The sequence below is a fragment of the Streptomyces sp. NPDC054842 genome, from assembly GCF_053611025.1.
On sequence record NZ_JBSGZN010000001.1, the window covers coordinates 378,287 to 402,416 of the forward strand.

Annotated in this window: 20 protein-coding genes; 13 read left to right on the plus strand and 7 right to left on the minus strand. The window is 73.4% G+C overall.

The annotated features are described in order from the left end of the window. Positions 1–26: 26 nt before the first annotated feature. Positions 27–1,109, plus strand: a complete 1,083-nt coding sequence (locus ACWGIS_RS01625; protein ID WP_453360390.1) for a sugar phosphate nucleotidyltransferase — start codon at positions 27–29, stop codon at positions 1,107–1,109. A 5-nt stretch (positions 1,110–1,114) separates the two neighbouring features. Here ACWGIS_RS01625 and ACWGIS_RS01630 read toward each other — a convergent pair whose 3' ends face one another. The 4 genes from ACWGIS_RS01630 to ACWGIS_RS01645 all read right to left on the minus strand — a co-directional run bounded on the left by ACWGIS_RS01630 (position 1,115) and on the right by ACWGIS_RS01645 (position 5,109). Continuing rightward, positions 1,115–2,116 (minus strand): DNA-3-methyladenine glycosylase family protein, encoded by a 1,002-nt coding sequence (locus ACWGIS_RS01630; RefSeq protein WP_453360391.1) that lies wholly within the window; start codon positions 2,114–2,116, stop codon positions 1,115–1,117. A 155-nt stretch (positions 2,117–2,271) separates the two neighbouring features. Beyond that, positions 2,272–3,597, minus strand: a complete 1,326-nt coding sequence (locus tag ACWGIS_RS01635; protein ID WP_453360424.1) for a coenzyme F420-0:L-glutamate ligase — start codon at positions 3,595–3,597, stop codon at positions 2,272–2,274. 5 nt (positions 3,598–3,602) lie between these two features. Further along, entirely contained in the window at positions 3,603–4,562 is a 960-nt protein-coding gene (gene cofD / locus ACWGIS_RS01640) for a 2-phospho-L-lactate transferase (protein WP_453360392.1), read from the minus strand. 34 nt (positions 4,563–4,596) lie between these two features. After that, the gene (locus tag ACWGIS_RS01645) at positions 4,597–5,109 is read right to left on the minus strand and encodes a cysteine dioxygenase (RefSeq protein WP_453360393.1); all 513 of its coding nucleotides are present in this window, start codon (positions 5,107–5,109) and stop codon (positions 4,597–4,599) included. Positions 5,110–5,791: 682 nt separating this feature from the next. Between ACWGIS_RS01645 and ACWGIS_RS01650 the strand changes: the two genes are divergently transcribed. From ACWGIS_RS01650 to ACWGIS_RS01660, 3 genes are all read left to right on the plus strand, one after another. After that, complete coding sequence (locus tag ACWGIS_RS01650; protein WP_030377564.1) at positions 5,792–6,055, plus strand: WhiB family transcriptional regulator; 264 nt, start codon at positions 5,792–5,794, stop codon at positions 6,053–6,055. A gap of 182 nt (positions 6,056–6,237) precedes the next feature. Continuing rightward, a complete protein-coding gene (locus ACWGIS_RS01655; RefSeq protein ID WP_453360394.1) occupies positions 6,238–9,903 on the plus strand; it encodes a glycosyltransferase in 3,666 nt (1,221 codons plus the stop codon). Then, positions 9,900–11,402 carry a DUF5719 family protein gene (locus ACWGIS_RS01660; RefSeq protein ID WP_453360395.1) on the plus strand — a complete coding sequence of 501 codons (1,503 nt, stop codon included), beginning with the start codon at positions 9,900–9,902 and terminating at the stop codon, positions 11,400–11,402. Before ACWGIS_RS01655 ends, ACWGIS_RS01660 begins: the two co-directional genes overlap by 4 nt. Positions 11,403–11,451: 49 nt before the next feature. Here the strand turns inward: ACWGIS_RS01660 and ACWGIS_RS01665 are convergent, their stop codons facing one another. Then, positions 11,452–11,901 (minus strand): metallopeptidase family protein, encoded by a 450-nt coding sequence (locus ACWGIS_RS01665; protein WP_453360425.1) that lies wholly within the window; start codon positions 11,899–11,901, stop codon positions 11,452–11,454. 329 nt (positions 11,902–12,230) lie between these two features. Between ACWGIS_RS01665 and ACWGIS_RS01670 the strand changes: the two genes are divergently transcribed. From ACWGIS_RS01670 to ACWGIS_RS01695, 6 genes are all read left to right on the plus strand, one after another. Beyond that, the gene (locus tag ACWGIS_RS01670; protein ID WP_356173093.1) at positions 12,231–12,605 is read left to right on the plus strand and encodes a DUF3499 domain-containing protein; all 375 of its coding nucleotides are present in this window, start codon (positions 12,231–12,233) and stop codon (positions 12,603–12,605) included. A 333-nt stretch (positions 12,606–12,938) separates the two neighbouring features. Further along, entirely contained in the window at positions 12,939–14,300 is a 1,362-nt protein-coding gene (locus ACWGIS_RS01675; protein ID WP_453360396.1) for a phosphomannomutase/phosphoglucomutase, read from the plus strand. A gap of 184 nt (positions 14,301–14,484) precedes the next feature. Beyond that, entirely contained in the window at positions 14,485–14,655 is a 171-nt protein-coding gene (locus ACWGIS_RS01680; RefSeq protein WP_121402559.1) for a Trm112 family protein, read from the plus strand. A gap of 42 nt (positions 14,656–14,697) precedes the next feature. Beyond that, on the plus strand, positions 14,698–15,825 hold the full coding sequence (locus ACWGIS_RS01685) for an SIS domain-containing protein (RefSeq protein ID WP_453360397.1): 1,128 nt from the start codon (positions 14,698–14,700) through the stop codon (positions 15,823–15,825). An 83-nt stretch (positions 15,826–15,908) separates the two neighbouring features. Next, positions 15,909–17,060, plus strand: coding sequence for a mannose-6-phosphate isomerase, class I (gene manA, locus ACWGIS_RS01690; protein ID WP_453360398.1), 1,152 nt, complete (start codon positions 15,909–15,911; stop codon positions 17,058–17,060). Between the two features lie 117 nt (positions 17,061–17,177). After that, positions 17,178–18,155 carry a cation diffusion facilitator family transporter gene (locus tag ACWGIS_RS01695; RefSeq protein WP_453360399.1) on the plus strand — a complete coding sequence of 326 codons (978 nt, stop codon included), beginning with the start codon at positions 17,178–17,180 and terminating at the stop codon, positions 18,153–18,155. 88 nt (positions 18,156–18,243) lie between these two features. Here ACWGIS_RS01695 and lepB read toward each other — a convergent pair whose 3' ends face one another. Beyond that, positions 18,244–18,912 (minus strand): signal peptidase I, encoded by a 669-nt coding sequence (gene lepB / locus ACWGIS_RS01700; RefSeq protein ID WP_453360400.1) that lies wholly within the window; start codon positions 18,910–18,912, stop codon positions 18,244–18,246. 373 nt (positions 18,913–19,285) lie between these two features. Here lepB and ahcY point away from each other — a divergent pair, with 373 nt between their 5' ends. Next, positions 19,286–20,743: an adenosylhomocysteinase gene (gene ahcY / locus ACWGIS_RS01705; protein ID WP_453360401.1), complete on the plus strand. Its 1,458-nt coding sequence runs from the start codon at positions 19,286–19,288 to the stop codon at positions 20,741–20,743. Between the two features lie 135 nt (positions 20,744–20,878). Beyond that, a complete protein-coding gene (locus ACWGIS_RS01710) occupies positions 20,879–21,493 on the plus strand; it encodes a hypothetical protein (protein ID WP_453360402.1) in 615 nt (204 codons plus the stop codon). 39 nt (positions 21,494–21,532) lie between these two features. Here the strand turns inward: ACWGIS_RS01710 and ACWGIS_RS01715 are convergent, their stop codons facing one another. Beyond that, on the minus strand, positions 21,533–22,591 hold the full coding sequence (locus ACWGIS_RS01715) for an RDD family protein (RefSeq protein WP_453360403.1): 1,059 nt from the start codon (positions 22,589–22,591) through the stop codon (positions 21,533–21,535). A gap of 119 nt (positions 22,592–22,710) precedes the next feature. Here ACWGIS_RS01715 and ACWGIS_RS01720 point away from each other — a divergent pair, with 119 nt between their 5' ends. Next, positions 22,711–23,718 (plus strand): stage II sporulation protein M, encoded by a 1,008-nt coding sequence (locus tag ACWGIS_RS01720; protein ID WP_453360404.1) that lies wholly within the window; start codon positions 22,711–22,713, stop codon positions 23,716–23,718. Positions 23,719–24,130 lie beyond the last annotated feature (412 nt).

The window sequence follows — 24,130 nt, forward strand, 5'->3', positions numbered from 1 at the left end:
GTCCCGGCAGGAAGCGAAGACGACAGGTGACAGAAGCGATCCTCCTGGTCGGCGGCAGAGGCACCCGGCTGCGCCCGCTCACGGTGCACACCCCCAAGCCGATGGTCCCGGCGGCCGGGGTCCCCTTCCTCACGCACCAGCTGGCGCGGGCGAGGGCGGCGGGCGTCGAGCACGTCGTCCTGGCGACCTCGTACCTGGCCGAGGTCTTCGAGCCCCACTTCGGCGACGGCTCGGCGCTCGGCCTCCACCTGGAGTACGTCACCGAGGAGGAGCCCCTCGGCACCGGCGGAGCCATCCGCAACGTGGCCTCGCGGCTGCGCTCAGGACCGGACGACCCGGTCCTGATCTTCAACGGCGACATCCTGACCGGCCTGGACATCCGGGCGCTGGTGCGCACGCACGAGACCTCGGGCGCGGACGTCTCGCTGCACCTCACCCGGGTCGAGGACCCGCGGGCGTACGGCCTGGTGCCCACGGACGCGACCGGCCGGGTGACGGCCTTCCTGGAGAAGCCGCAGACCCCCGAGGAGATCGTCACCGACCAGATCAACGCGGGGGCGTACGTCTTCCGGCGCTCGGTCATCGACACCATCCCGGCGGGCCGCCCGGTCTCGGTCGAGCGCGAGACGTTCCCGGAGCTGCTGGCCACCGGCGCCCACCTCCAGGGCATGGTGGACTCGACCTACTGGCTGGACCTGGGCACTCCGCAGGCCTTCGTACGCGGCTCTGCGGACCTCGTCCTCGGCCGCGCCCCCTCCCCGGCGGTGCCCGGCCGCTGCGGCGACCGCCTGGTCCTGCCCACCGCGTCCGTCGCCGCGGACGCCAAGCTGACCGGCGGCACGGTGGTCGGCGAGGGCGCGTTCGTCGGCGAGGGGGCCCGCATCACCGGCAGCACGGTCCTGGAGGGCGCCGTGGTCGAGCCGGGCGCCGTCATCACGGACTCCCTGATCGGCGCGCGGTCCCGCATCGGCACCCGCTCGGTCCTGACCGGCACGGTCGTCGGCGACGGCGCGACGATCGGCGCCGACAACGAACTGCGCGAGGGCGTCCGCGTGTGGTGCGACGCCCGCATCCCGGCCGGCGCGGTCCGCTTCTCCTCGGACCAGTAGGCCGCCTACAGCCGGCCGATGTCCCACAGGGGCATCTTCGGCACCCTCCGCGGCGGCGTGCGGCCCGACAGCAGGATGAACCGGGCCGCACGGTGCCGCTGGCCCGCGTACGGCTCCAGCAGCGACAGCATGACCGCGTCGTCCGCGTCCCGGTCGCCGGCCAGCGCGTAGCCCACGATCCCCGGCAGGTGCAGGTCCCCGACCGTCACCGAGTCCGCCGCCCCGTGGCTGCGCTGCACCACCTCCGCGGAGGTCCAGGGCCCGATCCCGGGGATCAGCTCCAGCCGGGCCTGCGCCTTCACCGGGTCGAAGCCCACGGCCTCCTCCAGCCGCCGCGCGACCCGCACCGCGCGCAGGATCGTCGACGCCCGCTTGTCGTCGACACCGGCCCGGTGCCACTCCCAGGAGGGGATCAGCGCCCAGGTGCGCGGCGCCGGCATCACGTGCATCCGCCCCACCGCGGGGCCCGGCGCCGGCTCGCCGAACCTCCGGACGAGCAGCCGCCACGCCCGGTACGCCTCGTCGGTGGTGACCTTCTGCTCCAGGACCGACGGGATCAGCGACTCCAGCACCAGCCCGGTGCGGGTCAGCCGCAGCCCGGGGCGGCGGTGCCGGGCCAGCGCGACCAGCCGGTGGCGCGGTGCGAAGGCGTCCGGGTCGTCCGCCGCGCCGAGCAGCTCGGGGAGCTGCTCGAGCAGCCACTCGGCCCCCGGCCCCCACGCCTCGGCCTCGGCCGCCCCGCCGCGCAGTGCCACGCGCAGGGTCCCGGGGCCGGCGGGCGTCAGGGTGGCCCGCCACACGGAACCGTCGGGTGTCGTGCGGAAGGTCGGGTCGCCGGGTCCACGGCGCAGCGGGCCGAGCACCAGCCCGAGGTCGATGGGCTCCGGCGGCGTCCAGGTCCGCCGGCGGCCGGGCGCCGACGCGGGGCGCGGCACACCGCCGGGCACGGCGACCTGCCCGCCGCGCACGGTGGTGCGCGTCGGTCCGGGGGAGAAACGTCCGGCCACGGGTGAGGTCCTAGGGGTGCTCGGGGTGCCCTACGAGGGTAGGCGCTCCGCGGACCCGGACGGGACGACTCCGCCCGGCCCGCCCCGTACGGTCCTCGCGGCGCACGCCGTCCGGTCCGACCGGCGCGCCCCCGGCCGCCCCTGCCGCGCCCGGCTCAGCGGACCTCGACGAACGCGGCGGCGTCCCGCGCGGGGCGCGGCTTCGGCTCCTCGGCCGGGTGTCCGACGGCCACGGCGCCCATCGGGTCCCAGCTCTCGGGCAGCTCCAGCACCTCCCGGACGACCTCGCGGCAGAACATGGTCGAGGACACCCACGCGGAGCCCAGCCGCTCACCGGCCAGCGCGACCAGGAAGTTCTGCACGCCCGCGCCGGCGGCGACGACGAACATCTCGCGCTCGGCACCGTCCCGCCGGGGATCGCCGTACGTGTGGGAGCCGTCCATGACCAGGCACGGCACGACCAGGTACGGGGCCCGGCGCAGCACGTCGCCGCGCCGCACCCGCCTGGCGACGGACTCCTCCGACTTGCCGTCCCGGCGCAGGTCCGCGATCCACGCGTCCCGCATGGCGTCCAGCAGGCGCGTGCGGGCTTCCTCGGACTCCAGCAGCACGAACCGCCAGGGGGTCGTGTGGTGCGGCGCCGGCGCGGTCACCGCGGCGGCCACCGCGCGCCGGACGGCACCGGGGTCGACGGGCTCGTCGGTGAAGGCCCGCACGGTCCGCCGCTGGGTCACGGCCTCCCGTACGGCCTCCGAGGTGCCGAGCCGGAACATGTCGTCGCGCGCGCCGCGCACCAGGGACCGGGTCCCCGCGCCGTCGTCCTCCGCCACCACGTGCGCCAGCCCGCGCACCACGGCGACGGGCAGTCCGGCGGCCTTGCCCTTGACCAGGTCGCCCGCCGCGGCGAGCTCGTCGGCGGTGGCGACGACGGTCGCGCTCAGCGGGTTGCCGTACGCGTCCGTGCCCCCGCGCAGGTCGTCCAGCACCCGGACGCCGGCGGCCCCGATGGCGACGTCGGTGAGCCCGGTGCGCCACGGCCGCCCGAAGGTGTCGGTGACGACCACACCCACGTCCACCCCGAGGGCGTCCCGCAGTCCGTCGCGCAGGGCGCGCGCGGAGGCGTCGGCGTCCTCGGGCAGCAGCAGCACGGTGCCGGCCGGTGTGTTCGAGGCGTCGACCCCGGCGGCGGCCATCACGAGCCCCTGCCGGTTCTCGACGATGCGCAGGGCGCCGCGACGGGCCACGACGCGGACGGTCTCGGCGTCGATGGCCGCCTCGCGGTCGGACGCCTCGACGGTCCGGCCCTCGGCCTTGGACACGATCTTCGAGGTGACGAGGAGTACGTCACCGTCGGCCAGCGCGGGCTCGGCCGCCGCGATGAGCTTGGCGAGGTCGTCGCCCCGCTGGATCTCCGGGAGCCCGGGCACGGCCCACACCCGGTAACCGGGGGCCGCGCCGTCCGCGGTCCCGCCCGTGGACAGGCCGCTCAAGCGCCCCGCACCTCCTCCGCCAGGGTCAGCGCCTCACGGGCCATCCGCTCGGTGGCCTCCAGGTCGGACATCAGCAGCGGTACGGCCCGGCAGCGGATGCCCGCCGTCTCCACCCGCTCCACGGCTGAGGCGTCCACCGTGTCGACGAGCCAGCCGTCGAGGAGGCCCGACCCGTAGTGCTCGGCGACCGCCGCGGCCGTCGACTCGACGCCCACCGCGGCGAGCACCTTGTCGGCCATGCCCCGCACGGGCGCGTCCCCGACGATGGGGGAGAGGCCGACCACGGGGACGCCCGCGTCGGCGATCGCCTCCCGGATGCCGGGCACGGCGAGGATCGTGCCGATGGACACGACGGGGTTGGACGGCGGGAAGAGCACCACGTCGGACTCGGCGATGGCCTCCAGCACCCCGGGCGCGGGCTTCGCCTGCTCCGCGCCGACCGGCACCACGGCCTGCGCCTCCACGGAGGCCCGCAGCCGCACCCAGTACTCCTGGAAGTGGATGGCCTTGCGCTCGCCGTCGACCTCGACGGCGACGTGGGTCTCCACGCGGTCGTCGGACATGGGGATCAGGCGCACGCCCGGCTGCCAGCGGTCGCACAGCGCCTCGGTGACGGCGCTGAGCGAGTAGCCCGCGCCCATCATCTGGGTCCGCACGATGTGCGTCGCGAAGTCGCGGTCGCCGAGCCCGAACCACTCGGGGCCGACCCCGTACGCGGCGAGCTCCTCCTTGAGGTGGAAGGTCTCGTCGGCACGCCCCCAGCCCTGCTCCTCGTTGATGCCGCCGCCGAGCGTGTACATCACCGTGTCGAGGTCCGGGCACACCTTCAGCCCGAAGAGGTGGATGTCGTCCCCGGTGTTGCCGATGACCGTGATGTCCGCGTCCGGCGCGGCCCGCTTCAGACCGCGCAGGAAACGGGCACCACCGATGCCGCCTGCCAGAACCACAATGCGCATGGGGTTCAGTCTGGCAGGCGGGGCCGACAATCCGTCAGGCGGTCACGACATCCTCCGCGTCGTGCGCGGCCCCTCCCGAGCACTGGACGCCGTGCATCGGCATCTCGGTGAGCCCCGGGTGGTAGATGTGCAGGCTTATGGCCGGCTCCAGCGTGTCGTTGACCACCTCGTGGACGTAGCCGGGAGCGAAGACCCGCTGCGCGCCCGCGCCCAACGCGCGCGTGCCGCGCTCGGTGCGCTCGGTGAGGGCGCCCTCCAGGACCGTGAGTACGCCGGAGGAGCGGCCGTGGTCGTGCAGTCCGCTGCCCTGGCCCGGTACCCAGGACAGGAGCCACACCTCGTACCCGGGGCCGGTGCGCAGCCGGTGGTACCAGCGGGTGGTCGCGTCGTAGCGGACGAGGTGCTCCCACTGGGAGCGGTCGCCGGCGATGGCCCGGGCGAGTCCGGCGAACTCGGCCACGGTGACGGGGTGCTCGCGCGGCGGCTGGAGCAGGTGCGGGACTTCGAGGATGTCGCCGGCGATCTGGAGGTCGCTGTCACTGTTCATGGGTGCGGTGGTTCCTCGGCGGGAGAGTGCTGGGGTGTCGCAGACGGTTTCCGTCCGGATCGCGGACGGCGGGGGTGCCCGGGTGGGGGCGGACAGTCACCTCGATGAGGCGAGGCGGCCGGAGCGCGGTGGGCTCAACAGCCGGGACAGCAACAGCTACAGCGAGCGCGGGCAGCACCGAGCGACCCGGCGGTCCGGGTCGAGGTGGTTGCCAAGTTCGCGAGCATGCCCACTAGGACATCGGCTCACACCTCGACTGTCAACTTCGTGTCCGCCATGTGGGAGATGTTTCACCTCATCCGGTCCAACCGAAAGGCGAAAGGTTTGTTCACCCGACTCTCCGGACACATGGCGCACAACCGGGAGCACAAACCTCGCCGCGATCCCGTGATCCAACTGTGATCATGTTCGCTTCGGTGTTCGTGTCGGAACGAGATCGAACTCCTGGACGTCCTCTCCTTCGTAGGGGTGGAGGTCCGGTACGGGTCCCGCTCGGTGTCAGGGTTTATGCCGATTTGAACACTTTCCGCATAGCCTTGGTTCCGCAGAGTGAATAAGGGGCCCAATAGCAGATCTCGGCTTGACTGGCCCGGATCGGCACACTTGTAATTTCACTCGTGTCGTTCAGCCGAAATCGGTAACGGCAGCATCACGGGGACGCGAAGACGGACGAGGGGCGCACATGACCGAGCTGGTGGAGCAACTGCTGGTCGACGACGCGGACGAGGAACTCGGCTGGCAGGAGCGCGCGCTGTGCGCCCAGACCGACCCCGAGTCCTTCTTTCCCGAGAAGGGCGGCTCCACCCGAGAGGCCAAGAAGGTCTGCCTCGCCTGCGAGGTCCGCTCCGAATGCCTCGAGTACGCGCTGGCCAACGACGAGAGATTCGGCATCTGGGGCGGCCTGTCCGAACGGGAGCGACGGCGGCTGAAGAAGGCCGCTGTCTGACCGAAAGACACCGAGTCTCCCGTACGGATACGTAACGTCCGGCCCGTCGCACGTGGGTTGTCCACAGGCGGCGGGCCGCTGTGCTGCTCAGCCGTTAGTGTGGGCCCTCGTCCGAGACGTCCCGCTGTCCCCGCCGGACACAGGCGTCCACCGCAGTCCACCGAACCGGGGCCCGTACCTCGATGTCCGTGCACAGTCATACGGCAGGCCACTACGACACTGCCGCCGCGCCGTTCGACCCGGCCCGCCCGCCCGAGTTCCCGCGTCACGTGGTGACCGCGGTGCTCGTCTCCCACGACGGCGCCCGCTGGCTGCCCGAGGCCCTCGCCGGGCTGCTCGGCCAGGAGCGCCCCGTGCAGAACGCGGTGGCGGCCGACACCGGCAGCGCGGACGACTCCGCCCAGCTCCTCACCGACGCGCTCGGCGCCGACCGGGTCCTGCACCTCGCCCGGCGCACCGGCTTCGGCCAGGCCGTCGAGGAGGTCTCCCGGACCGCCGGCGTGCTCACCCCGGACGACCTGCCCTACCTGAAGCGCCCCAGCGGCTGGGACCCCGTCACCCGCACCTGGCGCGACGACACGTACGACCTGCCCGAACTGCCCCACGGCGAACCCCTGCAGTGGCTCTGGCTGCTGCACGACGACAGCGCCCCCGAGCCGGACGCCCTCGCCCACCTCCTGCGGGTCGTGGAGAACGAACTGGAGCTCGGCAAGGACGTGGCCGTCGTCGGCCCCAAGCTCCGCGGCTGGTACGACCGGCGGCAGCTCCTGGAGGTCGGCGTCACCATCGCCCACTCCGGCCGCCGCTGGACCGGCCTGGACCGCCGGGAGCAGGACCAGGGCCAGCACGACCACGTACGGCCCGTCCTGTCCGTGTCCACCGCCGGCATGCTGATCCGGCGTGACGTCTTCGAGGAGCTCGGCGGCTTCGACCGCCGGCTGCCCCTCATGCGGGACGACGTCGACCTGTGCTGGCGCGCCCAGGCCGCGGGGCACCGCGTCCTCGTCGCCCCCGAGGCGGTCGTCCGCCACGCCGAGGCCGCCTCCCGCGAGCGCCGCACCGTCGACTGCGTGGGCCGCACCTCCGCCTCCCCGCACAAGGTCGACAAGGCCGGCGCCGCCTACACCCTCCTCGTCAACGCCCGCACCGCGCAGCTGCCCTGGATCCTCTTCCGGCTGGTCCTCGGCACCCTGGTGCGCACGGTCGCGTACCTGGTCGGCAAGGTCCCCGGACAGGCCGTCGACGAGATCCGCGGCCTCCTGGGCACCCTGCTGCGCCCGGAGCGGATCATCGCGGGCCGCCGCAGACGCGGCACCCCGCAGATCGACAAGGACGAGCTGCGGGCGCTGTTCCCGCCGCCCGGCGCCACCGTCCGGGCCACCGTCGAACAGGCGGCGGGCAGCCTCGTCGGCCGCTCCGACCCCGAGGTCACCACCGGCGCCGGACGGCACGGCGGCGCGGTCGAGTCCGGACCCGGCGGCGACGACGCCGACTTCCTTGAGGTCGAACAGTTCGCCCGGCTGAAGCGGGCCGCGCGCAGGCCCGGCCCGATGCTCTTCGTCGTCCTGCTGTTCGTCTCGCTCATCGCCTGCCGCGAACTGTTCGGCGGGGGCGCGCTGGCGGGCGGCGCGCTGCTGCCCGCGCCGGCCGACTCCTCCGGGCTCTGGTCGCGCTATCTGGACGGCTGGCATCCGGTGGGCACCGGCGGCACGCAGTCCGCGCCGCCCTATCTCGCCGTCGTCGCCGTGCTCGCGAGCGTGCTGTTCGGTTCCACCGGTCTCGCGGTCACCGTGCTCCTCGTCTGCTCCGTGCCGCTTACCGGCTTCGCCGCGTACTTCGCCTCGCGGCCCCTCGTCGAGTCGCGGCTGCTGCGCGCCTGGGCCTCCGTCGCCTACGCCTTCCTGCCCGCCGCCACCGGCGCGCTCGCCGGCGGCCGCCTCGGCACCGCGGTCCTGGCGATGCTGCTGCCGCTCATGGCGCGCGCGGGCATCGCCGCCAGTGGCCTCGCCCACGGCTCCGGCGCGCGCGGCAGCTGGCGCGCGACCTGGGCGTACGCGCTGCTGCTCACCCTCACCACCGCGTTCACGCCGATCGTGTGGCCCATCGCGCTGGTCCTCGGCCTCGCCCTCCTCGCGGTGCGCCGCCGGGAGATCACCGCCTACGGTCTCCGCTTCCTGGCCCAGCTCGGTACGCCGCTGCTGGTTCTCGCCCCCTGGTCGCTCACGCTGCTCCCGTTCGGCTTCTTCACGGAGGCGGGCCTGGAGTACGGCGAGAGCGCGGCCTCCGCGCTCGACCTGCTCGGCGCCGGCCCGGGCGGCCCCGGCACCGTCGGCGGGCCGATCCTCATCGGCGTCGTGCTGGCCGCCCTGGCCGCCCTCATGCGCTCCGAGCGGCAGCGGGCCGCGCGCACCGCCTGGGCCGTCGCCCTGGTCTCCCTCGTCTTCGCCGCGCTGTCGAACGGCTCGGCCTGGGCCGGACCCGCCACCCTCGTCTACGGCATCGCCCTCCTCGGCGCCGCCGTGGTCGGCGCCGACGGGGCACGCGCGCGCGTGGCCGAGCAGAGCTTCGGCTGGCGCCAGCCGGTGGCCGCGCTCATCGCGTTCACCGCCGCCGCGGGACCCCTGCTCGTCGGCGCCGGCTGGATGATCCGCGGCGCCGACGGCCCCCTGGAGCGGCGCGACCCGGTGCAGGTGCCGGCATTCGTCGCCGAGGAGAGCGGCACCCGCGACCAGGCCCGCACCCTCGTCCTCGACAGCGACACCGCCGCGCGCGTGGGCTACACGCTGGTGCGCGGCTCGGGTGCCCGTCTCGGCGACGCCGAGCTGGCCGCCGCGGGCGGCGAGAACGCGCGGCTCGGCAAGGTCGTCGCCAACCTGGTGGCCGGCTCCGGTGCCGACCAGGCGGACCAGCTCGGCGGCTTCGCCGTGCGCTACGTCCTCGTCCGCAAGGGCGCCCCCCGCGAGGTCAGCCGTGTCCTGGACGCGACGCCCGGCCTGAGCCGGCTCAGTCAGCGGGACGGCGGCGCGCTGTGGCGCGTGGACCGCCAGGTGTCGCGCGTCGCCGTGGTGCCCGAGTCCGGCGAACCGCAGGCCGTCGCCGCCGGTCCCGTCGACGTGCACACGAGTCTGCCCGCCGGCCCGTCGGGCCGTGTCCTGCGCCTCGCCGACGCGGCCGACGAGGGCTGGACCGCCACCCTGGACGGCAAGCCGCTCACCCGCACCACCGTCGACGGCTGGGCCCAGGGCTTCCAACTGCCCACCACCGGCGGCAGGCTGGACGTCACCTTCGACGCGCCCGCGGGGCACACCGCGTGGCTGTGGACGCAGGGCGCGCTCGCCGTCGTCCTCGTGGTGCTCGCCCTGCCCGGCCGCCGCCGCGACGTCGACGACGACCTCCCCGAGGAGGAACTCGCCGTCCCCGCCCAGGAGGTGACCGGCGAGGGCCGCCGCGCCCGCCGGCTGCGCGCCCAGGCCGAGGCGGACGCGGAGCACCCCGACGAGGACGGCCCCGCGGCCCCGGACCGGGCGCCGCAGGAGGTCCCGGCCACCGTCCCGCAGCAGCAGCCGTACGACGAGTGGGACGCGGCGAGCTACGCGGGCGCCGACTACGGGACGTACGGGGGCGAGCAGTACCAGGGCACACCGCAGCAGTACCCGGCGGGCACGTACGAGCAGCCGTACCAGGCCGACCCCTACCAGGGCGGCCAGTACGACCCGTACGCCTACGGCGGCACGACGGGTTACGAGCAGACGTACCACCAGGGCTACGACCCGGCGTACGACCCGGCACAGCCCCCGCAGCCGCCGCACGGCACCGACAGTGAGCGCCCCGACGGGAGCCAGCAGTGAAGCGCACGACCGTGTCCCTGATCGCGGGGACCACCGCCCTCGCCGCCGTCACCGGCTTCGCCGCGCTCACCGCGCCCGGCGCCGCGGGCGGCGACACCGCGCGGTCGGCGGCCCGGCTGCCCGTCGAGCGCACCAGCCTGCTCTGCCCGCAGCCCAGCACCTCCGACCTGGCCGAGACCGCGTACACGTCCTACACGCCCGTCTCCAAGGGCGCCGGCAGCGGCGGACGGGCCGAACTGCGGTCCGCGGCGCAGGAGTCGGCGGACGGCGCCAAGGGCGGCAAGGACAAGAAGAAGCAGGACGACGAGCCCGTCCTGTCGCCGAAGGAGCCGGGCAAGCCGGTCACCGGTGAGGAGTCCGGGGCCGACGCGCCCGCCCGGATCGGCACCGCCGGGGGCAGGTTCGCCCCGGGCTGGACCGTCCAGGAGACCACCGAGGTGGCCGCGGGCACCGGACGCGGTCTGCTCGGCGCCAACTGCACCGCCCCGGACACCGAGTTCTGGTTCCCGGGCGCCTCCACCGCCGACGACCGCACCGACTACGTGCACCTGACCAACCCGGACGACTCGGCGGCGGTCGCCGACATCGAGCTCTACGGCAAGGACGGCGCCCTCAAGTCGACGGTGGGCGAGGGCATCGCGGTCCAGCCCCACTCCAGCGAGCCGATCCTGCTGTCCACGCTCACCGGCAAGCCGCAGACCGACCTGACCGTGCACGTCACCGTCCGCAGCGGCCGGGTCGCCGCCGCGATCCAGGCCCTGGACGACAAGCTCGGCGGCGACTGGCTGCCCGCCGCCACGGACCCGGCGGCCGGTCTCGTCCTGCCCGGCATTCCGAAGGACGCCACGTCGGTGCGGCTGGTCGCCTTCACCCCCGGCGACACCGACGCCGACCTCAAGGTCCGGCTGGCCTCGCCGTCCGGCACGATCACCCCCGCCGGGCACGAGACCCTGCACGTGAAGGCCGGCATGACCGCCGCCGTCGACCTCGGTGACCTCACCCGCGGGGAGGCGGGCTCCCTGGTGCTGTCACCGGGCGACGCCTCGGTGCCGGTGGTCGCGGCCCTGCGCGTGGTGCGCGGCAAGGGCGACAAGCAGGAGACGGCGTTCATCCCGGCCACCGCCCCGGTCGGCAGCCGCGCGACGGTCGCCGACAACCGCGCCAAGGGCAGCACGCTCGCCGTGACCGCCCCTGGCCGCTCCGCGAAGGTGAGGATCACGGCCTCGGCGGGCAGCGAGGGGGGCAAGGCGGTGACGAAGACGTTCACGATCAAGGGCGGCACCACGCAGAACGTGGCCGCGCCCGTCCCGAGCGGTCTGAAGGGCACGTACGCGCTGACGGTGGAGCCGCTCTCCGGGGGCTCGGTCTACGCCTCGCGGATGCTTGAGTCCCCGGTCGAGGGACTGCCGGCGTTCACCGTGCAGACCCTGCCGGACGACCGCGGGACGGTGGCCGTGCCGCACGCCGAGCAGGACCTGTCGGTGCTGCAGAAGCGGTGATCGGCGAGGGCGGGAAGGGGCCGGTCCGCGCCGCGAGCCGCGGTACCGGTCAGTCCTCGCCGTAGCGGGGGTCCACCGTCTCCGGGGTCAGGCCGAGGATCTCCGCCACCTGCTCCACCACCACCTCGTGGACCAGGGCCGCGCGCTCGTCGCGGCCCTTGCTGCGGATCTCCACCGGACGCCGGTAGACGACCACGCGCGCGTGGCGGCCCTCCCGGGCCGGGATCGTGCCGCCCAGGGGGACCGCCTCGTCGTTCCAGTTGTCACCGGCGGCGTCGAGGCGCGGCACCTCCAGGACCATGAAGTCGATCTCGGCGAGCTGCGGCCAGTGCCGCTCAAGGCGCTCCACGGAGTCCTGCACCAGGTCGGCGAACACCTCGGCGCGGCTCGCGGCGAGCGGCACCTGCGGGGGCGCGACGGGGCCGCGCATGCCCCTGCCGTGGCGGTCGCGGCGGCGGGGCCCGGGTGCGGCGGCGCGGGGCGGTACGGGGTTGTCCATCACCGACGAAGCGTAGTCCCCGACGGAGCCGCGTGCCGGGCTCCACGCGCTGTCCGGGGAAGACACGGCTTGTCGCCGGATGACCATTCCAGCCAAGATCGGGCTCGATTCCGTATCTCTCCGCGACCGTCGGCCTCATGGCAATTGACGTGGTTTGCACCGGGTGGTGACCGCTTCCGCGTCGGACGCGTTTCCCGCCGGACGGTGTACTCCCAGGTCAGGAAGGGGTGTTCGGAGATCGAAGTGAGCGGTCTCACAACCCGACACGGTGGGGTGACCCGGGGGAGAGTCGTCGCGGCCCGCTCAAGAGTGCGGTACCGTCCAACGTCGTGAGCCCTGTACGTCGCTGTTCGCGCACCGCTTGCGGCCGTCCCGCCGTCGCGACGCTGACGTACGTCTACGCCGACTCGACCGCGGTCCTCGGCCCGCTCGCCACCTACGCCGAACCCCACTGCTACGACCTGTGCGCCGAGCACTCCGCCCGCCTCACCGCGCCCCGCGGCTGGGAGGTCGTGCGGCTGTCCGACGGGTCGGCCCCGTCCCGCCCGAGCGGCGACGACCTCGAAGCGCTCGCCAACGCGGTGCGCGAGGCGGCCCGCCCGCAGCAGCGGACGGCGGAGGCCGGGGGCGGTGCGCGCACGGCGGACCCCATGGAGGTCGCGCGCCGCGGCCATCTGCGGGTGCTGCGCTCGCCCGACAACTGAGGCCGCGCCGCCCGCCTTTCGCGGTCCCCGTCCGCCTCTCACCGTACCGGGCCGACTCGTCACCCTGCGTGACCGTTCCGGCGTCCGTCCCGCCTGTCCGCCTTCTCCCCGGCAACTCGCCGACAGCGGCGCGGGGTTGCCCGACAGGCCGTCGCCGTCGGCCACTTCCGAGCCGCGACCGGCACGGGCCCGCCTTCCTCGCGCCGTCTCCGGCCGCACGCCGACCCGAGCCGCAGGCCGGCGGGTGCGCCCGCGCCGCCGGGCCCTTCACGCGGGACGGCCGGTCCGTACGGGTAGTTTGGGGGTCACTGCTCGCATCCAGGAGGGTTGGCCGTGGCTGCTGATCTGTCACAGCTCGTGAAGGCGTACGACGTCCGCGGGGTGGTCCCGGACCAGTGGGACGAGCCGCTGGCCGAGTTGTTCGGGGCGGCCTTCGCGCGCGTGACCGGCGCGGACGCGATCGTGACCGGCCACGACATGCGGCCCTCGTCGCCCGGCCTCTCACGCGCCTTCGCCCGCGGTGCCGCCGCGCTCGGCGTCGACGTCACCGAGATCGGCCTGTGCTCCACCGACCAGCTCTACTACGCCTCGGGCGCCTTCGGCCTGCCCGGCGCCATGTTCACCGCGTCGCACAATCCCGCGCAGTACAACGGCATCAAGATGTGCCGGGCGGGCGCGGCGCCCGTCGGCCAGGACACCGGCCTCGGCGACATCCGCGAACTCGTCGAGTCCTGGGCCGACTCGGGCGCGCCCGTCTCCGACGCCGCACCGGGAACGATCACCCGGCGCGACACCCTGGACGACTACGCGGCGCACCTGCGCGGACTGGTCGACCTGACCTCCGTCCGCCCCCTGAAGGTCGTCGTCGACGCGGGCAACGGCATGGGCGGGCACACGGTGCCCACCGTCCTCGCCGGCCTGCCCCTGGACGTCGTCCCGATGTACTTCGAGCTGGACGGCACGTTCCCGAACCACGAGGCCAACCCGCTCGACCCCGCGAACATCGTCGACCTCCAGAAGCGGGTGCGCGAGGAGGGCGCCGACCTCGGCATCGCCTTCGACGGAGACGCCGACCGCTGCTTCGTCGTGGACGAGCACGGCGACCCCGTCTCCCCGTCCGCGATCACCGCCCTCGTCGCCTCCCGCGAGCTGGCCAAGCACCCCGGCGGGACGGTCATCCACAACCTGATCACCTCCTGGTCGGTGCCCGAGGTCGTGCGGGAGAACGGCGGCGAGCCGGTCCGCACCCGCGTCGGCCACTCCTTCATCAAGGAGCAGATGGCCAGGACCGGAGCGATCTTCGGCGGCGAGCACTCCGCGCACTACTACTTCCGCGACTTCTGGAACGCGGACACGGGCATGCTGGCCGCGCTGCACGTCCTCGCCGCGCTCGGCGGCCAGGACGGCCCGCTCTCCGCCCTCGTCGCCCAGTACGACCGCTACGCCGGTTCCGGGGAGATCAACTCCACGGTGGACGACCAGACGGCCCGCCTCACGGCGATCCGGACGGCGTACGAGGGCCGCGAGGGCGTCACCCTCGACGAGCTGGACGGCCTCACCGTCACCGCCGGCGACTGGTGGTTCAACGTCCGCCCCTCCAACACCGAGCCGCTGCTGCGTCTGAACGCGGAGGCCCGCGACGAGGCGACGATGACGAAGGTGCGCGACGAGGTCCTGGCGATCATCAGAGCCTGAGCCACCGGCTCCGCGGGCCCCGGAGACCCCCCGAGGGGGGCACACCCGTCCCGCGGGACCCGCGGTGGGCGGGGGCGGACGGCCGGGCCCGCCCCGCGCCGGGCAGATGTCTCCCAGGCCCGCGCCCCCCTGCCCGCGGCGGTACCCTGACCAGGCCGCATCCACCTGTTCGGAAGGACACCCCATGCCGCTCGAAGCCGGCCTCCTGGAGATCCTCGCCTGCCCGGCCTGCCACGCCCCGCTCACCGAGCAGGAGAGCGAGCTGGTCTGCACCGGCCAGGACTGCGGCCTCGCCTACCCCGTCCGGGACGGCATCCCCGTACTCCTCGTCGACGAGGCCCGCCGCCCCGCGTAAACGACGGACCGGTGCCACACCGGTGATCGGAGCTGTCGCCCCATGCTCGACGAAACGCTGCTCGACGACCCCGAAGCGCTCGCCCGCGCCGACCGCCGCGAACTGCTGCGCGGCGCCGCCGAGGCCGGGGCCCGGGTGCGCACCGCCGTCCGGCACGCCACCGAGGCGGGCATCCCGGACCTGAAACCCGAGGGCCGCCCGCGGGGCGTCCTGATCGCCGGGCCCGGCATGGCCGCCACCGGGGTCGCCGAACTGCTCGGCACCCTCGCCGGAGCGAGCTGCCCCGTCACCCGGCTCACCCCCGTGGGCGTCGCGCCCGCCGCGGGCGCGCTGCGCTGGGAGCTCCCCGGCTGGGCCGGCTCCGTCGACCTGCTCCTGATCGCCACCCCGGACGGCTCGGAGCCCGGCCTCTCGCTCCTCGCCGAACAGGCCTACCGGCGCGGCTGCACCGTCGCCGCCGTCGCCCCGCCCCGCTCCGCGCTGACCGAGTCGGTCGACGGCACCCACGGCCTGTTCGTCCCGATGGCCACCGCCCCCTACGAGCCGGCCGAGCCGCTGGCGGCCTCCGCCCCCGGAGTCCTCTGGGCGCTGCTCACCCCGCTGCTCGCCCTCCTGGACCGCACCGGCCTGATCTCCGCGCCCCCCGAGGCACTGCAGAAGGTCGCCGACCGGCTCGACCAGGTCGCCGAGCGCTGCGGACCGGCCGTCGCGACGTACGGCAACCCCGCCAAGACGCTCGCCGCAGAACTGGCCGACGCGCTCCCGGTGGTCTGGACGGAAGGCGTCTCGGCGGGCCCCGCCGGCCGCCGCTTCACCGCAGCCCTCGCCGAGCTCGCGGGCCGCCCCGCCCTCACCGCCGAACTCCCCGAAGCACTCGCCTCCCACAGCGTCCTGCTCGCCGGGGCACTCGCCGCCGGGGCCGACCCCGACGACTTCTTCCGCGACCGGGTCGAGGAGCAACAGGCCCTGCACGCACGCGTGGTGCTCCTGCGGGACCGCCCCATCGGCGGCCTCACCGCCGCCCCCGCCGCCCGCGAACTCGCCCTCGGCCACGACACGGCCATCAGCGAACTCGAACCCGAGGAGGGCGGCGAACTGGAGACCCTCGCGGAACTGATCGCCGTCACGGATTTCGCCGCCGTTTACCTGGCGCTCGCTTCGAGGGCCTGATCTTGAGCCATGCCTCCCCGGCGCCCGGGGAGGCCCCGGCCGGCGTTCGCCGGGCTGCGTACGTACGGAGAAGAAGACAGAGCATGGACCGCCTCGACAACACCGTCCGCCCCTACGCCTGGGGCTCGACCACCGCCATCCCGCGGCTGCTCGGCGTCGAGCCGACCGGCGAACCGCAGGCGGAGATGTGGATGGGCGCCCACCCCGGCGCCCCCTCGCGCACCCCGCGCGGGCCTCTCGACCGGGTCGTCGAGGCGGACCCCGAGAAGGAGCTCGGCCCGGCCGCCGTCGCCCGGTTCGGCCCCCGCCTGCCGTTCCTGCTCAAGCTCCTCGCGGCCGGCGCCCCCCTCTCCCTCCAGGTGCACCCCGACCTCGCGCAGGCCAAGGCGGGCTTCGCGGACGAGGAGAGCCGCGGCATCCCGGTCGACGCGGGCCACCGCAACTACAAGGACGCCAACCACAAGCCCGAACTCATCTGCGCGCTCACCGAGTTCGACGGCCTGTGCGGCTTCCGCACTCCCGATGCGGCCGCCGGACTGCTGGCCGGCCTGGACGTCGACTCCCTCAAGCCGTACGTCGACCTGCTGCGCGCCCACCCCCAAGAGGCCGCCCTGCGCGAGGTGCTGACGGCCGTACTCACCGCGGACCGCGAGGAGATGGCCCGCACCGTCACCGAGGCCGCGGCCGCCTGCGACCGCCTCGGCGGCTCCTACGCCCCCTACGCGGCCATCGCCCACCACTACCCGGGCGACCCCGGCGTCATCGCGGCGATGCTCCTCAACCACGTCCGACTCCAGCCGGGCGAGGCCCTGTACCTCGGCGCCGGCGTCCCGCACGCCTACCTCGAAGGACTCGGCGTCGAGATCATGGCCAACTCGGACAACGTCCTGCGCTGCGGCCTCACCCCCAAGCACGTCGACGTCCCCGAACTCCTGCGCGTGGTCCGCTTCGAGGCGGGCGACCCCGGCGTGCTGCGCCCGGAGGCCGCCCCGGACGGCGAGGAGGTCTACGAGACCCCCATCGACGAGTTCCGCCTCTCCCGGTACGTACTGCCCGAGAGCACCGCCCCGCACGACCTCACCCGGCCCACCCCGCAGATCCTGCTGTGCACGGCCGGTTCGGTACGGGCGGACGGGATCACGCTCTCACCGGGCGAGTCCGTGTTCGTACCGGCGGGCGAAAAGGCCGAAGTGTCCGGACCTGGAACGGTGTTCCGGGCCACCGTCGTCGCCTGATCGAGTTCGTGCGACGGGCTGACGGGCACTAGTCCGGGCGGGCTGCAACAATGGCCCATCGCAAAGGGCGGGCAAAGGCCCGGTGACTGGCAGAGGGCGAAGGGACACCCCGGACACATGAGCGCGTCAGGCGGCACCAAGGCGATCGTGGCGGCACTCGGCGCCAATCTAGCGATCGCGGCATCGAAGTTCGTGGCGTTCCTCTTCAGCGGTTCGTCCTCGATGCTCGCCGAGTCCGTGCACTCGCTCGCCGACTCCGGCAACCAGGCCCTGCTCCTGGTCGGCGGCAAGAAGGCCCAGCGCGAGGCGACCCCCCAGCACCCGTTCGGCTACGGCCGCGAGCGCTACATCTACGCCTTCCTCGTCTCCATCGTCCTGTTCTCCGTCGGCGGCATGTTCGCCGTCTACGAGGGCTACGAGAAGATCAAGCACCCGCACGAGCTGGAGCACTGGTACTGGCCCGTCGGCGTGCTGGTCTTCGCGATCATCGCCGAGAGCTTCTCCTTCCGCACCGCCATCAAGGAGTCCAACCCGCTGCGCGGCAAGGAGTCCTGGAAGTCGTTCATCCGCCACGCCAAGGCCCCCGAGCTGCCGGTCGTCCTGCTGGAGGACCTGGGCGCGCTGGTCGGCCTGATCCTCGCGCTCGGCGGCGTGGGCCTGGCCCTGGCCACCGGCGACGGCGTCTGGGACGGCATCGGCACCCTGTGCATCGGCATCCTGCTCATCCTGATCGCCCTCGTGCTGGCGGTGGAGACGAAGTCCCTGCTGCTCGGCGAGTCCGCCGGCCTGGACACCGTCAAGAAGATCGAGGCGTCCGTCGTCGACGGCCACACCGTCACCGGCATCATCCACATGCGCACGCTCCACCTCGGCCCCGAGGAGCTGCTGGTCGCCGCCAAGATCGCGGTCCGGCACGACGACACGGCGGCGCAGGTGGCCTCCGCGATCAACGCCGCCGAGGCCCGCGTCCGCGAGGCGGTCCCGATCGCCCGCGTCATCTACCTGGAGCCGGACATCTACAACGAGACCGAGGCCGCCAAGGGCCCGGACCGCGAGGCATCGCCCGGCGGACCGGCGCAGGTCACCGAGCACTGACCCGGGCCGCTGCACCACAGGCCACGCACACGCGGACGGGGCCCGCCTGATCCCAGGCGGGCCCCTTCGCGTACGCGTGGCCCGCCGCTCAGACCCGCACGGCCCACGGCGGCGCCGGCGGCACCATCCGCCGCCGCCGGGTGGCGAGCGCGGCGATGCCGAGACCGAGCCCCGTGAGCGCCAGGACGAGCCCCGCCACCGCCGCCACGACCGTCACGACCAGCGGCGTACGGTCCTCCAGAACGCGCGCCCGCACGGCGCCGACGGGCACCGTCCCCTCGTGGTCCTCCGGAAAGAAGCGCGAGTCCCGGGAGTTCAGCCGGTGGTCGCCGAGCAGGAACAGCCGCCCCGGCGGCACCGTCACCTCGTACGGCCGGTGCGTCCCGTCGGCTATGCCCTCTCGCACGTACGGCTCCTCCAGCGGCTTCCCGTTGACCGTGATCCGCTCCCCGGGCCCCTCGCCCTCGCAGCACACCACCCGGTCGCCGCCGACCCCGACGACGCGCTGCACGACACTCAGCTCGCCGTACCGCTCCGGCACCGAGAACAGGACGACATCGCCCCGCCGCACCTCGTCCCCGCCCACGCGCTCCAGGAAGAGCCGGTCCCCGACCTCGTACGTCGGCGTCATGCTCTCGCTCGCCTGCGTGGCCCCCGTGTATCCGCTCCGCACCTGCAGAACGGCCCCCACGCACAGCAACAGCCCCAACGGCCCCAGCAGCCACGCCGCGACCGCCAGACCCCGCCCCTTGCGCATCTCTGTCCCCTCCCCGCACGGCACTCCCGCGCGCGCAGAGGCTAGCGGTCCCCGCCGAACACCCCCCTCGCGGGCCCGCCTCACCCCCCGCGCGGACACGGCCGGCAGGCCCACGCCCCCGGCAGATCGGCCGGATGCGACCGGAGGCGGACTGGGGGTCGCCCGGCCCACCGGTGTAGCTTGGTGATGAGCCAGACGTCGCTGCTGATGGCGGTCGGGCGGCCCCGCGAGGGCCGGCCGAGGGAGAGAGGGCCTCCGACGGACTGCGCTGCGCGCACCGAGGCATGCCCGTGACCCACTCGGGCAGGCGTGTGCCCGACGCCGCGCAGACCAGCCGTACCCACCTCGCCCCGATCCCGAGGAGCAGCTCCTTATGACCACTGTCGACAGCCGACAGGACTTCAAGGTCGCCGATCTCTCCCTGGCCGCGTTCGGCCGCAAGGAGATCACCCTGGCCGAGCACGAGATGCCCGGCCTCATGTCCATCCGCAAGGAGTACGCCGAGACGCAGCCCCTCGCGGGCGCCCGCGTCACCGGCTCCCTGCACATGACGGTGCAGACCGCCGTCCTCATCGAGACCCTGGTCGCCCTGGGCGCCGAGGTCCGCTGGGCCTCCTGCAACATCTTCTCCACCCAGGACCACGCCGCCGCCGCCATCGCGGTCGGCCCGAACGGCACCCCCGAGGACCCGCGGGGCGTCCCGGTCTTCGCCTGGAAGGGCGAGACCCTGGAGGAGTACTGGTGGTGCACGGAGCAGGCGCTGACCTGGCCGAACACCCCCACCGGCGGCCCGAACATGATCCTGGACGACGGCGGTGACGCCACCCTCCTCGTCCACAAGGGCGTCGAGTACGAGAAGGCCGGCAAGGTCCCCTCGGTCGACACCGCCGAGTCCGAGGAGCACCGCGCCGTCCTCGAACTGCTGCACCGCACCATCACCGACGGCTCGCAGAAGTGGACCCAGCTCGCCTCGGAGATCCGCGGCGTGACCGAGGAGACCACGACCGGTGTCCACCGCCTGTACGAGATGCACCGCGACGGCACCCTGCTGTTCCCGGCGATCAACGTGAACGACGCCGTCACCAAGTCGAAGTTCGACAACAAGTACGGCTGCCGCCACTCCCTGATCGACGGCATCAACCGCGCCACCGACGTCCTCATCGGCGGCAAGACCGCCGTGGTCTGCGGCTACGGCGACGTGGGCAAGGGCTGCGCGGAGTCCCTGCGCGGACAGGGCGCCCGCGTGATCATCACCGAGATCGACCCCATCTGCGCCCTCCAGGCGGCGATGGACGGCTACCAGGTCACCACCCTCGACGAGGTCGTCGAGCAGGCCGACATCTTCGTGACGACCACGGGCAACAAGGACATCATCATGGCCGCCGACATGGCCAAGATGAAGCACCAGGCGATCGTGGGCAACATCGGTCACTTCGACAACGAGATCGACATGGCCGGCCTCGCGAAGATCCCCGGCATCGTCAAGGACGAGGTCAAGCCGCAGGTCCACACCTGGACCTTCCCCGACGGCAAGGTCATCATCGTGCTGTCCGAGGGCCGCCTGCTGAACCTGGGCAACGCGACCGGCCACCCGTCGTTCGTCATGTCCAACTCGTTCGCGGACCAGACCCTGGCCCAGATCGAGCTGTACACCAAGCCCGACGAGTACCCGACCGACGTCTACGTGCTGCCCAAGCACCTCGACGAGAAGGTCGCCCGTCTCCACCTCGACGCGCTCGGCGTGAAGCTCACCAAGCTCCGCCCCGAGCAGGCCGCGTACATCGGCGTCGAGGTCGACGGCCCGTTCAAGTCGGACCACTACCGCTACTGAGCGCACACCTCAGCAGACGGTGAGCGCGCCCGGTCACTGACACGCCCACCCGCAGCAGGTCCCAGGCAGGCCCCCGCACCCCGGTGCCGGGGGCCTGCCCGTTACCGGACCGATCCCGGAGGATCCAGGACCCCCATGCCCCGCGGCCGCTATTCGCTCCACGATCCGCACGACCACACCCCCCTCGCCGAAGAACACTTCCACTGCGCGCCCGGCCCCTCCGGCTGGCGCTACGTCTCGCAGCTCACCACCCCCACCGGCGACCACGCCGGCTCCGTCGACCTCGCCCTCGACGACCTGGGCCGCCCCATCCGCCTCGAACTGCACGCCGCGAGCTGGCAGGTCCGCGGCGCCGCCCTCGACGGCGTCACCTGGGTCCGCACCGACCCCACCGGCACGGAGGCCACCGAGGGCAACGTCCGCGCCCACGCCTTCACCGGCACCTCACCGGCGTTCCTCGTCGCCACCGCACGTCTGCTGCGCCTCACCCCCGATGCCTCAGCCACCCGCGTACGCCTGGTCGCCTTCACCGACCCGGTCCTCGCCCCGCGCACCCTCGACCAGTCCTGGGCCCTGATCTCGAGAGAAGCACACGCCACTGACAACGGCCCGCTGATCGTGGACGCGTACCAGGTCACAGCCCTGGACACCGGCGAGCAGCACGCCGTCCACATCGCGGGCGACGTGGTCCTCGCGGCGCCCGGAATCGAGCTGGAACACCTGGAGACGCCCCCGTCGTCCTTCGCCTGACGCGGACACACAGGGGGCCGTACACCGGAGTCGGGCAGGTCAGGCCGGCGGTGCGAAGTTGGTCGAGGGCCGCCCGGAATCCGCGCCGGGACGCCCGTCCCGCGGCTGCCCGACCGCCGGAGAGCCCGGTCGCGCCGGGTCCACGGACAGGGGGGACTGCGGCGGAGGCAGGTGACCGGCGCCCGACTGCGGCTGTCCACCAGTGGGGACCGGCTGCCACGCCGGACCGGTGCTCGCCCCCGCGTGCCCGCCCGCGCCGAAACCGCCCGGCACCGGCGCCGGGCCGGCCATCGCCGGATAGGGCCCCGCAGCACCGGGACCGAAACCGGGACCCGCGCCCGCGGCACCGCCCTGGCCGAACGTACGGCGCACCTCACGGGCCTGCCGCTCCTGCACCACCGCCGCCAGATAGGCGGCCGGCGGAACCCCCTGCGGCGCCGGGGTACCGGTGCACGCCGCGAGGTCCCCGGCGAGCCGCTGCGCCATGGCCCAGCCGACCTGCGGGTCCAGCTGCTGCATCCGCGTCAGGTACTGACGCACGGCGAGCCACAGCCCGTCCGGTACGGCCGACAGGTCGAGCCCGGAGAAGCGTCCCGACAGCCAGGGCGGCGGGGGAGGCACGAAGGACACGCGCGCGTTCGGCACCCGCTCCCGTACGACCAGCGTCCCCGCGAACACGTCGCCGATCCGCCGTCCCCGCGCCGAGACCAGCGACGCGATGCACGCCACGACCCCGAGCGTCATCAGGATCTCGACGACACCCACCGCGCCCCGCACGAGCGCGTGCCGGAACCGGATCGGCCCGCCGTCGTCCCGCACCACCCGCAGTCCGCAGGCCAGCTTCCCGAGCGAGCGCCCGTGGCTGAGCGTCTCGACGGCGATCGGCCCGCCCACCAGCACCAGCAGGAACGTCGCGATCGACACCGCCATCTGCGCCGCCTCGTCCAGACTCGCGGTGGAGATCACCAGCACGATCGTCACCAGGATGTAGACGACCATCGCCACGAGCAGGTCGAGCAGTACCGCCAGCGCGCGGCTCGGCAGTTTCGCCGGGCGCAGCTCCAGCGCCACCGCCTCGCCCGTCACCAAGTCACTCACGTGCGCCGTCCTTCCCCTGACCTGCCCCGAGAACCGCCAGTCTGCCAAGCTGAGGGCGCATCGCGCCGCAGTACGACAAGCTGACACGCAGTACGAGAGGACGAGGAGCAGCAGAACCGATGGACCTCGACGTCTTCGTGTCCACCCACCGTGCCGAGTGGGACCGCCTCGAAGCCCTGCTGAGCCGCCGGCGCCGCCTGAACGGCGCCGAGGCCGACGAACTCGTCACCCTCTACCAACGCACCGCCACCCACCTCTCCCTGATCCGGTCCAGCGCCCCGGACCCCCAGCTGACCGGGCGCCTGAGCCAACTCGTGGCACGCGCGCGCAGTGCCGTGACGGGAACCCGCCGTGCCTCGTGGCGCGACGTCACCCGCTTCCTGACACACGGCTTCCCCGCCGCCGTCTACCGTTCCCGCCACTGGTGGGTCCCTACGGCCCTGCTCTCCACGGTGGTCGCGGCCCTCCTGGGGTGGTGGATAGCCACGCACCCCGAGGTCCAGTCCTCGATCGCCGCCCCCGACGAGCTGCGGCAGCTCACCCGTCCCGGTGGAGAGTACGAGACCTACTACTCCAGCCATCCGGCGGCGTCCTTCGCCGCCCAGGTCTGGACGAACAATGCCCAGGCCGCCGCGATGTGCCTGGTCCTCGGCGTCTTCCTGGGACTCCCCGTCATCTGGATCCTCTTCCAGAACATGCTCAACCTGGGTGTCGGCATCGGCCTGATGTCGTCGGCCGGACGCTTCGACACCTTCATGGGGCTCATCCTTCCGCACGGTCTGCTGGAGCTGACCGCCGTCTTCGTCGCGGCCGGCACCGGCCTGCGCCTCGGCTGGACCCTGATCGACCCGGGCCCCCGGTCCCGTCGCATCGCCCTCGCCGAGGAGGGCCGGGCCGCGCTGGGCATGGCCGTCGGCCTGGCCCTGGTCCTGTTCGTCTCCGGCGCCATCGAAGGCTTCGTCACCCCCTCGGGCCTGCCGACGTGGGCCCGAATAGGCATCGGCATCGCCGCCGAACTGGCCTTCCTCGCGTACGTCTATGTCCTGGGCGGACGCGCGGCCCGAGCAGGCGAAACGGGTGACGTCGAGGAAGCCGAACGCAGCGCCACCGTGCCGACCGCCGCCTGATGTGCGTTCGGCCCCGCTGAGCTGCTAGTCTCCTCTTCGCCCCAAGGGACCTGTTGACACGGGACCTGCGGGGAGGTAGATTCAAACAGTTGCCTAGAACTGGACACGTCCGGTGGCAACCGCTAGTCTCTAGCTGCTTCCGGAGACAATCGATTAACTCGATTCCCGGGAAGCCCCTCCAGATGATTCGGAAATGGCAGCCGGTAAGTCCGGCCCAAAACTTCTGATAAAGTCGGAGTCGCCGGAAAGGGAAACGCGAAAGCGGAAACCTGGAAAGCACCGAGGAAATCGGAACCGGAAACGGTCTGATAGAGTCGGAAACGCAAGACCGAAGGGAAGCGCCCGGAGGAAAGCCCGAGAGGGTGAGTACAAAGGAAGCGTCCGTTCCTTGAGAACTCAACAGCGTGCCAAA